This window comes from Streptomyces sp. NPDC050658 (assembly GCF_044457025.1).
Lineage (GTDB): Bacteria > Actinomycetota > Actinomycetes > Streptomycetales > Streptomycetaceae > Streptomyces.
The window spans coordinates 489,856-501,197 of record NZ_JBITGM010000006.1; the positions used below are offsets into that span (position 1 = coordinate 489,856).

Consider the following 11,342-nt stretch of genomic DNA (forward strand, 5'->3'; position numbering starts at 1 on the left):
CAAGTCTGCGCAGATTGGTCTGCGCAGCTAAGTCTGCTCAGATCATGCCGGACCCTCGTCATCGACGCGTGCCCCGCCCGACACTTCGGCAAGCCTGCGGTGTTCGGCGGCCTTCTTCTCGTAGATCGCGGCCATCCGCAGGTGGTACTCGGGCTTCTCCTGCTCATAGATGTCGGGGATGCCGTCGAGGTCCTCGTCCCGCTCCTCGTCGTCGACCATCGCCCGGTACTTCGCGTTGCGCACCTTGAGCAGGATCCCGGAGAGCACGGCCGCGATGAGCGAGCCCATCAGGACGGCGGCCTTGATCTCGTCGGTGAGCAGCGGGTCCTCGGTGAAGGCGAGCTCTCCGATGAGCAGCGAGACCGTGAAGCCGATGCCGGCTAGCGAGGCGACCGCGAAGACGTCCGGCCAGGCCAGGTCGTCGTTGAGCTCGGCCTTGGTGAACCGCGCCGCGAGCCAGGTGCCGCCGAAGATGCCGACGGCCTTTCCGACGACGAGACCGAGCACCACACCGAGCGTCTCCGGCTTGGTGAATACGTCGGCGAGCGCACCGCCCGAGACCGCGACACCGGCGCTGAACAGCGCGAACAGCGGCACGGCGAGGCCCGCGGAGAGGGGCCGCACCAGGTGCTCGATGTGCTCGCCCGGCGAGTGCTCCTCGTCCTCGCGGCGGGTGCAGCGCAGCATCAGGCCCATCGCGACACCGGCGATGGTGGCGTGGATGCCGCTGTTGTACATCAGGCCCCAGGTGACCAGGGCCAGCGGAACATAGACGTACCAGCCGCGTACGCCCTTGCGCAGCAGCAGCCAGAAGACCGCGAGCCCGAGGACCGCGCCGCCGAGGGCCGCGAAGTTGAGGTCGCTGGTGAAGAAGACCGCGATGATCAGGATCGCGAAGAGGTCGTCGACGACGGCGAGGGTCAGCAGGAAGGCGCGCAGCGCGGACGGCAGCGAGGTGCCGATGACCGCGAGGACGGCGAGCGCGAAGGCGATGTCCGTGGCGGTCGGCACCGCCCAGCCGTCCATGGAGCCGCCGCCGACCGTGTTGGTCACGAAGTAGACGAGGGCGGGCACGGCCATGCCGCAGAGCGCGGCGACGACGGGCAGCGCGGCGGCCTTGGGGTCGCGCAGATCGCCGGCGACCAGCTCACGCTTGAGTTCGATGCCGGCGACGAAGAAGAAGACGGCGAGCAGTCCGTCGGCCGCCCAGTGCTGAATGGAGAGGTCGAGCCCGAGCGAGCCGGGGCCTATGTGGAAGCCGCTCACCGACCTGTACGACCCGCCTGCCGTGTTCGCCCAGATCAGGGCGGTGACGGCGGCGACGAGGAGGAGGACACCGCCGACGGTCTCGGCGCGCAGCGCGTTCGCGACGAAGTTCCGCTCGGGCAGCGAGAGCCGTCCGAGGACCTTGCGGTTGTTGCTGGGTGCGGGCGCGGCCACGGGGGTCGACCTCCGGTCGGTAGGCAGGACGAATCACATGCCGACCAGACTTCCCGGCGCACCTAGGTATTTCTTGTCGCGTTGTTGTCGTGTTGCTTACGCGATCCTTAGCTTACCTAACATGCGGCCGGACGTATCCGGTGATCTTCACTTTATGCACAAGAGGGGCACCCGGCGCGGTGCCGAGTGCCCCTCTCGCGTACGTCTGCGCAGGTGCCCGAAGGGCTAGTCCTCGCTTGTGCAGGTGCCCCGAAGAGCTAGTCCTCGCTCGGCGCCGCCGGCAGCTTCGTCTGGATCAGGTCCATCACGGAGGAGTCCGTCAGCGTGGTGACATCACCCAGCTCCCGGTTCTCCGCGACATCGCGCAGGAGTCGCCGCATGATCTTCCCGGAGCGGGTCTTCGGCAGCTCCGCGACCGGCAGGATGCGCTTCGGCTTGGCGATCGGGCCGAGCGTCGCGCCCACGTGGCCCCGCAGGTCCGCGACGAGCCCGTCGTCCTCGGCGTTCGCCGTGCCCCGCAGGATCACGAAGGCCACGATCGCCTGGCCGGTCGTCTCGTCGGCCGCGCCCACGACCGCCGCCTCGGCGACGGCGGGGTGCGAGACGAGCGCCGACTCGACCTCGGTGGTGGAGATGTTGTGCCCGGACACGAGCATCACGTCGTCCACCCGGCCGAGCAGCCAGATGTCGCCGTCCTCGTCCTTCTTGGCACCGTCACCGGCGAAGTACTTGCCCTCGAAGCGCGACCAGTACGTGTCGATGAACCGCTGGTCGTCGCCCCAGATGGTGCGCAGCATCGACGGCCACGGCTCGGTCAGGACGAGATAGCCGCCACCGCCGTCCGGAACTTCCCGCGCCTCGTCGTCGACGACGGTCGCGGAGATTCCGGGGAGCGCGCGCTGGGCGCTGCCCGGCTTGGTCTCGGTGACGCCCGGCAGCGGCGAGATCATCATCGCGCCGGTCTCGGTCTGCCACCAGGTGTCCACGATCGGGCACTTGTCGGCGCCGATGTTCTTCCGGTACCAGACCCACGCCTCGGGGTTGATCGGCTCACCGACCGACCCGAGCACCCGCAGGCTGCTCAGGTCGAACTTCGCGGGGATGTCGTCGCCCCACTTCATGAACGTACGAATGGCGGTGGGCGCGGTGTAGAGGATGGTCACGCCGTACTTCTGGACGATCTCCCAGAAGCGCCCCTGGTGGGGGGTGTCGGGCGTGCCCTCGTACATGACCTGCGTCGCGCCGTTGGCCAGCGGGCCGTACGTGATGTACGAGTGCCCGGTGACCCAGCCGATGTCGGCCGTGCACCAGTAGACGTCGGTCTCCGGCTTGAGGTCGAAGACGGCGTGGTGGGTGTACGCGGCCTGCGTGAGGTAACCGCCGGAGGTGTGCAGGATGCCCTTCGGCTTACCTGTCGTACCCGACGTGTAGAGGATGAAGAGCGGGTTCTCGGCGTCGAACGCCTGAGGCGTGTGCTCGGTGGACTGGCGCTCGGTGAGCTCGTGCCACCACAGGTCGCGGCCCTCGGTCCAGGTACCCCCTGCCTCTTCGAGGGACTGGCCGGTGCGGCGGACGACGAGGACGTGCTCCACGGAGCTGCCCTCGCGCGAGACGGCGTCGTCGACGGCCGGCTTCAGGGCGGCGGGCTTGCCCCGGCGGTAGCCGCCGTCGGAGGTGATGACGACCTTGGCGTCGGCGTCCTTCACGCGGGTGGCGATGGCGTCGGCGGAGAAGCCGCCGAAGACCACTGAGTGCGCGGCGCCGATGCGGGCGCAGGCCAGCATCGAGATGACGGCCTCGGGGATCATCGGCAGATAGACGGCGACCCGGTCGCCCTGCCGGACACCCAGCTCGGTCAGTGCGTTGGCGGCGCGGCTGACCTCGTCCTTCAGCTCGGCGTAGGTGATGGCCCGGCTGTCGCCGGGCTCACCCTCGAAGTGGATCGCCACGCGGTCGCCGTTCCCGGCCTCCACATGGCGGTCCACGCAGTTGTACGCGACGTTGAGCTTGCCGTCGGCGAACCACTTCGCGAACGGAGGGTTCGACCAGTCGAGCGTCTCGGTCGGTTCGGTGGCCCAGGTCAGCCGGCGGGCCTGCTCGGCCCAGAAGCCGAGCCTGTCAGCCTTGGCCTGTTCGTACGCCTCCGCGGTGACGTTGGCGTTGGCCGCCAGGTCGGCCGGCGGCGCGAACCTTCGCTCTTCTTTAAGAAGGTTGGCCAGGCTTTCGTTGCTCACGACATCTCCCATTCCCAGGGTGTCCGTTGTGTCCCAAGCCACAGCTCATCAGACGGATACCCCCGGTGACAAGAGCCTGCCGAAAATTGGTTTAGACCTTTACTCCTGCCGGTGCTTCCTCCTCCGGTTCCTCCGGAGCCGGTGTCACCCGGTCGAAGACCTCGTCCTGCCTCTCCGTCAGCAGATATGCCTGTGCCTCACCGACGTGGAAGTACATCCCGTGCAGTTCAAGGGCCCCTTCGGCCATCCTCCGCGCCACCGACTCATGGCCGCGCAGATGCTCCAACTGCTGCACCACATTGGTCAGGCAGAGCTGCTCCACCGCGTCGGCGGGCGCCCGCCCGGCGAGCCTGGCCCAGGCCTTGTCGTCCTCGTGCGCGGCCATCCGCTCCAGGCTCGGTACGCCGTGCCGCAGCCAGCGCCGCAGGGGCGTCTGGGCGCCTCCCGGCGGCGTGTTGAGCAGCGCCTGCATCGCCCCGCAGCCGGAGTGCCCGCACACGGTGATGGACCGCACCTGCAGCACGTCCACGGCGTACTCGATCGCCGCGGCCACCGAGTCGTCCCCGCTCTCGGCGCCCGGCAGCGGCACCAGATTGCCGACATTGCGTACGACGAAGAGGTCGCCGGGGCCGCTCGACGTGATCATCGATGTGACGAGCCGGGAGTCCGCGCAGGTCAGGAAGAGCTGCGATGGGCTCTGCCCCTCGCGTGCGAGACGGGCCAGCTCGCCCCGCACATGAGGCGCCGTGTTCCGCTGGAACGCGCTGATTCCGCTGGCCAGTTGATGCCCGCTGGGGCGCGCGCCGGGCGAGGTCTCCTGGGGGCGGTCGCAGTGGTGGTTGCGCCAGGCCGTCCAGGGCCTGCAGCAGGAGTGCGAGGTGCTCGCGGGCTCGGCGATCCGCGTCCCCGCGCGGCCGGTCATCTCGACGGTGCCGCCCTGCGCGGTGTGTGCGTCCTGCCAGCACTGCAGTGCCTCGTACGCGGCGTGGTCCATGAATGATCCGTCCAACTCGACGATGGTGGCGCCCCCTTGGGGCACGAGATGCAGTGCCCGGCTGAGCCGGGGCACCGCGAGGAAGGTCAACTGCCCGCGCACCCGGACGTGGTGGACCCCGTCCTCCTCGGCGTGCGTGATCCGGGTGCGGGCGAGGCGGTGCAGCGCGACGGCCACGGCGACGGCGACGCCGAGCGCCACGCCTTCGAGTACGCCCAGGAGGACCACGCCGAGTGTCGTGATCGTGTAGACGAGGATCTCGCGGTGGCGGGTGATCGTACGGATGTGGTTCAGGCTCACCATCTGGATGCCGACGGCCATCACCAGGGCGGCGAGCGCGGCGAGCGGGATCAGCTCCAGGAGGGGGACCAGGAGCAGGGCGGCCACTACTACCCAAACGCCGTGCAGCATCGTGGAGTTCCTGCTGACGGCGCCGGCCCGCACATTGGCCACGCTGCGCACCGCGACCCCGGCGACCGGCAGTCCGCCGAGCGCCCCGGACATCACGTTGGCCGCGCCCTGGCCGAGCAGCTCGCGGTCGAGGTCGGAGCGGCCGACGCGGGACTGCCCGGCGGCCCGCCGGGAGGTGAGCTTGTCGACGGCGACCGCCCCGAGCAGCGACTGCACGCTGCACACCAGCGTGGTGGTGAGCACGGCGGCGACGATCCCGAGCACAGGCCCTTCCGGCAGCCCGGCCAGCGCGTGGCTGCGCCACGACGGCAGGTCGACCTTGGCGAGGGTGAGCCCGGTGACACCGGCGCAGAGCGTGGCGCCGGCCACCGCGACGAGCGGGGCGGGGACGATGCGCAGAACCCGCCCCGGGCGGCCGGGGATCCGCGGCCAGGCGAGCAGGATCGCCAGGGTCAGCAGGCTGATCGACAGGTCGGCCGGGTGCAGGTCGGCCAACTGGGCGGGCAGCGCGCGGAGGTTGTCGGGCACGGAGCTCTGCGGGGTGCCGCCGAGCACGATGTGCAGCTGGGCGACGGCGATGGTGACGCCGATGCCGGCGAGCATGCCGTGTACGACGGCGGGGCTGACGGCGAGCGCCGAGCGGGCCACCCGCAGGCAGCCGAGGCCGAGTTGGACGATCCCGGCGAGGACGGTGATGGCACAGGTGGCGCGCCAGCCGTAGCGCTGGATGAGGTCGGCGGTGACGACCGTGAGGCCGGCCGCGGGGCCGCTCACCTGGAGCGGCGATCCGCCGATCCGTCCGGCGACGATGCCGCCGACGGCGGCGGCGACGAGCCCGGCCTGGAGCGGTGCTCCGGTGGCGAGCGCGATGCCGAGGGAGAGCGGCAGGGCGATCAGGAAGACGGCGATCGATGCGGACAGATCGGCGCCGGCGATGCGGAATCCGCGGAGCCCGCGGAATCGGGGGGGCCGGGGGGACTTGCCGTCCGGCGGGCCGTGTGGCTCGTGGGCGCGTGATGCGTGGGTCGAGTCGGTGGCGTGCGTGGGGACATAAGCGGTCATCGTTTCCCGTCTCCTCCGGGGCAGCGCGGTCGCGGGACAAGGGGCCCTCCGGCGGTCTCCGGAGGGCGGGTCGCGGCCGTGGGTCACGGCGTTGCAGCGGCGGGATATCTCAACTCTCGGTAAATGAATCGTAATGGAGGGTAAAGGTCCGGGATGGATAAATAGGGCAAATGGGTCATCGAATCACCCCGGAGAGTGAATAAAGCTATTCGTCGGCTTGTCGGACCCCGTCTCCCGTGCCCCCGGTGCGACGTTGACGTCGTCGTCGGTGTTGCCGGTGTTGCCTGTCTTTTCGGTGCTATCGGTGTTTCCTGTGGTTTCGGCATTTCGAGCTGGTTGCCCCGCAATGCCTTCAGCGACGACCCCTGCTCCGATTCCGAGCCGACTCGAAGGAAGAAGGTGGGCGGAAGATGGCCGCCACCCAGAGGATCCAGCGGATCGCCGCGGGCATCACCGCCCTCGCGGCGTGCGTCGCGGCACTGGCCGGCTGCGCGACCGAGGACGCCCCCGCCAAGAAGGGCGCGCACGGCCCCGGCAAGGCGGCCCCCGCCGCCCCCGCGCCCAAGAGCGCGGTCCGCATGATCGGTGACGGTTCCACCGCGTTCACCGGACGCCAGCCGAACCTGCCGAGACCGGCGCGCCTCAAACCGGGCCAGAAACCACCGCAGTTCGTGGTCTTCTCCTGGGACGGCGCGGGTGAGGACGGTCAGAAGCTGTTCTCGCACTTCCGGAAGGTCGCCAAGCGGAACAACGCGACGATGACGTACTTCCTCAGCGGCGTATACATGCTCCCCGAGGAGAAGCGGAAGCTCTACAAGCCGCCGCAGCACCTGTCCGGCAGCTCGGACATCGGCTTCAACGACCGCAAGGGAATCAAGGACACCGTGGAGCAGCTCCGCGGCGCCTGGCTGGAGGGCAACGAGGTCGGCACGCACTTCAACGGCCACTTCTGCGGTACGAGCGGCGGCGTGGGCCAGTGGTCGGTCGCCGACTGGAAGTCCGAGATCGGCCAGGCCAAGTCCTTCGTGAAGGCCTGGAAGACCAACACGGGCATGAAGGGCGCCCAGCCGCTGCCCTTCGACTACGACAAGGAGCTGATCGGCGCCCGCACGCCCTGCCTCGAGGGGCAGAAGAACTTCATGCGGGCGGCCCGCGAACTCGGCTTCCGCTACGACACCAGCGGCGTCAACAACCAGCTGTGGCCCAAGAAGAAGGAAGGCCTCTGGGACCTGTCGATGCAGCTGGTCCCGGTCCCCGGCCGGAAGTTCGAGACGCTCACCATGGACTACAACTTCATGGTGAACCAGTCGGGTACGACGTCCCAGGGTGACCCGGACAAGCACGAGTACTGGGGCGACCAGATGCGCGACGGCCTGCTCCAGGGCTTCGCCCGCGCCTACAAGGGCAACCGCGCGCCGCTGATCATCGGCAACCACTTCGAGTCCTGGAACGGCGGCACATACATGCGCGCCATCGAGGAGACGGTCGAGTCCGTCTGCACCAAGCCCGAGGTGCGCTGCGTCTCCTTCCGCCAACTCGCCGACTGGCTCGACGCCCAGGACCCGAAGACCCTGGCGCGACTCACGAAGCTGCCGGTCGGCACGGCGCCGAAGGGCGGCTGGACGTCGTACCTCTCCGCCCAGCCGGCCCCGGCCCCCAAGGGCGTACCGGGCGCCCCGGCGGTCAAGCCGTAACGCCCGCCGGGGAGTTCACCCCGTCGGCGAAACGCTCCCGCAGCACGAAGTCGGGGTCGACCTGGGCAGCCAGATCGGCCCCCGTGCGTTCATTGCCCCAGCTCTGGGCGTTCTTCAGGTGGAAGTGGACCATCTGGCGGGTGTAGCGCTCCCAGTCCCGATGCGCGTACGTGGCGTCCACGGCCGCCTGAAGGGCCCGCAGCGCAAGGCTGTTGGCCTCTTCGAGGAGTTCGAAGCGGGGCGGGCGGCCCTTCTCCATGGCGCGCACCCAGTCCGAGTGGCCGACCGTCACCAGGAGGTCGTCGCCCACCTGCTCACGCAGGAAGTCGATGTCGTCCTGGCCCTGCACCTTGTTGCCCACGACCCGGAGGGCGACGCCGAAGTCCCGTGCGTACTCCTTGTACTGGCGGTAGACGGAGACGCCCTTGCGGGTGGGCTCGGCGACCAGGAACGTCATGTCGAAGCGGGTGAACATGCCGGAGGCGAAGGAGTCCGAACCGGCGGTCATGTCGACGACCGCGTACTCGTCGCGTCCGTCGACCAGATGGTTCAGACACAGCTCCACCGCCCCCGTCTTGGAGTGGTAGCAGGCGACACCGAGGTCGGCTTCGGTGAACGGCCCGGTGACCATCAAACGCACGGCGGCGTCGTCGAGTTCCACCGTCCTCGCGCACGCGTCGTACACCGGGTTGTCCTCGCGCACCCGCAGCAGCCGCGAACCCTCACCCGGTGGCGTGGTCTTGATCATCGTCTCCGTGGAGGCGATCCGCGGGTTGGAGCCGCGCAGATAGTCCTTGATGAGCGGAAGCCGAGCCCCCATGGCGGGCAGTTCCGCGGCGTCCGCCTCGTCGAGGCCGAGGGCGGGGCCCAGGTGCTGGTTGATGTCGGCGTCCACCGCGAGGACCGGGGCGCCGGTGGCGGCGAGGTGGCGGACGAAGAGCGAGGACAGCGTCGTCTTGCCGCTGCCGCCCTTCCCTACGAAAGCGATCTTCATGTTCACCAAGGGTAGCCGGATGATCACCCGACGTATCCATTCGGCGTGAAGAAGACCACTCCTTCGTGGGGGGAGCGTGCGGTGTGCGTAGGGTCGTACTCATGAGTACGACAGCTGATCCTTCCCCAAGCTCTCGACATAGCTCGAGCAGGGGAGACCCCATCGCCACCCTGGCCGCACTCCCCGGAGTGAGCGATTCCGTGGATTCCGTGCGCAAGGCCGTGGACCGCGTCTACGGCCACCGGATCATGCGACGCCGCAGCAACGAGGTCACGTCCGAGGCGGCCCTGCGCGGCGCACGCGGCTCCGCGGCGCTCTCCGGTGCCGAGTGGGCGCTCGAAGAGGTACGCCGGCGCAGCGACTTCAGCGGCGACGGCGACGCCCGGACGATGGGCGCGGCCCTGCGGCTGACCGCCGAGGCGGGTCAACTCCTGTCCATCTGGCGGCAGTCGCCGCTGCGGGTGCTCGCCCGGCTGCACCTGGTCGCCGCCGCCGAGGCGGACGAGGCCGCGGGACGGCCGCGCCTCGCGGGCGAGCCGGTCGACGAGCCGCTGGTCGAGCTGCCGGTGCCGGACGCCGACGAGGTGGCCGGACGCCTGGAGGGCCTCTCCCAGCTGATCATCGCGGGCAGCTCCGCGCCGGCCCTGGTGACGGCGGCCGTGGTGCACGGCGAGCTGCTCAGCCTGCGCCCCTTCGGCTCGAACAACGGCCTGGTCGCGCGCGCCGCCGAGCGCATCGTTCTGGTGGGCAGCGGGCTCGACCCGAAGTCCATCTGCCCGGCGGAGGCGGGGCACGCCGAGCAGGGCCGGGCGGCGTACGTGGCGGCGCTCGAGGGCTATGCCTCCGGCACTCCGGAGGGGATGGCCGCCTGGATCGCACACTGCGGGCGGGCGGTCGAGCTGGGCGTCAGGGAGTCGACGGCGGTCTGCGAGGCGCTGCAGCGCGGCGCGGCTTAAGCGGCGCGGCTTAAGCGGCGCGGCCTAAAAGGTCCCCGCACAGGGTTGCGGCGGTACGAGGACTCGTACCGCCGCTGGCATGTTCACCGTGTTACCAAGCGTCCTCGAAGGTTGCCCATCAGGTCGGGAACATTGCCCGTCACCTGGTGCGGCTGGCCCGTAATCGACGGGTCGACGTCGCGTGGGTGCTCGGTGTTCATGCTTCGGTCCGTGGGGCCTTGGTTGCGTTTAAAGGTAATCCTCTCGGATGTCCTTGGTCTCGCGGGCCGTTGACTCCTTTGTACTCCTGTCCTGGGGTAAGCGGAAGTCCTGGCCCTACTTCTTTACTTTTAGGTTCAAACAAGGGTGAATCGGGCGCGGGCCGCCCGACGCCTGCTGACCAGCCACACCAGGCCCGCGGTGGCCGCCGCGGCGCCCACCGCCGCCACCGCGACGAGCGCGGGCCGGGACGGCGTGGCCCGCCGCTCCTTGAGCCGCACCGGGCGGTGGAAGTCGAGAATCGGCCACCCGCGCGCGACGGCCTCGCGGCGCAGCGTCCGGTCCGGATTGACGGCGTGCGGATGCCCGACGGACTCCAGCATCGGAAGGTCGGTCGCCGAGTCGCTGTAGGCGTGGCAGCGGTCCAGGTCGTATCCCTCGGAGACCGCGAGCTCCTTGATGGCGGCCGCCTTGGTGGGGCCGTACGCGTAGTACTCCACCTCGCCCGTGAAGCAGCCGTCCTCGCCCACGGCCATTCGGGTGGCGACCACCCGGTCCGCGCCGAGGAGCTCCCCGATCGGCTCGACGACCTCTGCGCCCGAGGTAGAGACGATGACGACGTCCCGTCCGGCCGTGTGGTGCTCCTCGATGAGGGAGGCGGCCTCGTCATAGATGATCGGGTCGATCAGGTCGTGCAGCGTCTCGGCGACGATCTCCTTCACCTGCTGTACGTTCCATCCGCGGCAGAGCGCGGACAGGTACTGGCGCATCCGCTCCATCTGGTCGTGATCGGCGCCGCCGGCCAGGAAGACGAAGTGTGCGTATGCGGTCCGGAGTACCGCCCTGCGGTTGATCAGGCCGCCTTGGTAGAACGACTTGCTGAAGGTGAACGTGCTCGACTTCGCAATGACCGTCTTGTCCAGGTCAAAGAAGGCGGCTGTGCGAGGCAAGGAGTGGTTTTCCACGAGCCCGAGCATAGGCGCCCACCATTCGGCGTAAGGTGAGGCGCGTGGGTTTGCCTGAGAAGGCTCTCGGGTACACCATGGAAGTCACGGATCGTTCGCGACCGTGCTAACCCGGTCTGGCTCCTCCCCCCCCGAGTCGGACCGTGGGGACGACCCCCGCTCTCCCCCCCGGCGGGGGTCGTCGCATGTCCGGATGGGTTTTCCCGGGCTCGTACGACCCTGATCCGATCACCTGAGGTCACTTGGCCGCCGTCTCGGCGGTCCTTCGGCATGCCCAAGATCCGTCACTGTGCGTAGTTGCTGGGCTGCTCTGTGGAAAGTCGTCGGGATGTCACCGGTATGGGTGAAGGGGATATTCACAGCCCACGTCTTGTCCACAGTTATTGACCAAGAT

7 protein-coding genes are annotated in these 11,342 nt (G+C 69.2%); 2 read left to right on the top strand and 5 right to left on the bottom strand.

The features are described from left to right. Positions 1-42: 42 nt before the first annotated feature. The 3 genes from nhaA to ACIBKX_RS23565 form a co-directional block, all read right to left on the bottom strand. Positions 43-1,440 carry a Na+/H+ antiporter NhaA gene (gene nhaA / locus ACIBKX_RS23555; RefSeq protein ID WP_363273774.1) on the bottom strand — a complete coding sequence of 466 codons (1,398 nt, stop codon included), beginning with the start codon at positions 1,438-1,440 and terminating at the stop codon, positions 43-45. Between the two features lie 257 nt (positions 1,441-1,697). Further along, entirely contained in the window at positions 1,698-3,716 is a 2,019-nt protein-coding gene (acs, locus tag ACIBKX_RS23560) for an acetate--CoA ligase (RefSeq protein WP_363273773.1), read from the bottom strand. A gap of 49 nt (positions 3,717-3,765) precedes the next feature. Continuing rightward, the gene (locus ACIBKX_RS23565; protein ID WP_399375952.1) at positions 3,766-6,141 is read right to left on the bottom strand and encodes a bifunctional SulP family inorganic anion transporter/carbonic anhydrase; all 2,376 of its coding nucleotides are present in this window, start codon (positions 6,139-6,141) and stop codon (positions 3,766-3,768) included. A 410-nt stretch (positions 6,142-6,551) separates the two neighbouring features. Between ACIBKX_RS23565 and ACIBKX_RS23570 the strand changes: the two genes are divergently transcribed. Further along, positions 6,552-7,835 carry a hypothetical protein gene (locus ACIBKX_RS23570; RefSeq protein ID WP_363273772.1) on the top strand — a complete coding sequence of 428 codons (1,284 nt, stop codon included), beginning with the start codon at positions 6,552-6,554 and terminating at the stop codon, positions 7,833-7,835. On the opposite strand, the gene ACIBKX_RS23575 is transcribed toward ACIBKX_RS23570, so the two are convergent. Continuing rightward, on the bottom strand, positions 7,825-8,829 hold the full coding sequence (locus ACIBKX_RS23575) for an ATP-binding protein (RefSeq protein ID WP_363273771.1): 1,005 nt from the start codon (positions 8,827-8,829) through the stop codon (positions 7,825-7,827). The genes ACIBKX_RS23570 and ACIBKX_RS23575 overlap by 11 nt on opposite strands. A 101-nt stretch (positions 8,830-8,930) precedes the next feature. On the opposite strand from ACIBKX_RS23575, the gene ACIBKX_RS23580 reads away from it, so the two are divergent. Then, a complete protein-coding gene (locus ACIBKX_RS23580) occupies positions 8,931-9,785 on the top strand; it encodes an oxidoreductase (protein ID WP_363273769.1) in 855 nt (284 codons plus the stop codon). Positions 9,786-10,120: 335 nt separating this feature from the next. Here the strand turns inward: ACIBKX_RS23580 and ACIBKX_RS23585 are convergent, their stop codons facing one another. Beyond that, complete coding sequence (locus tag ACIBKX_RS23585) at positions 10,121-10,960, bottom strand: HAD-IB family hydrolase (protein ID WP_363273768.1); 840 nt, start codon at positions 10,958-10,960, stop codon at positions 10,121-10,123. Positions 10,961-11,342: the final 382 nt, after the last annotated feature.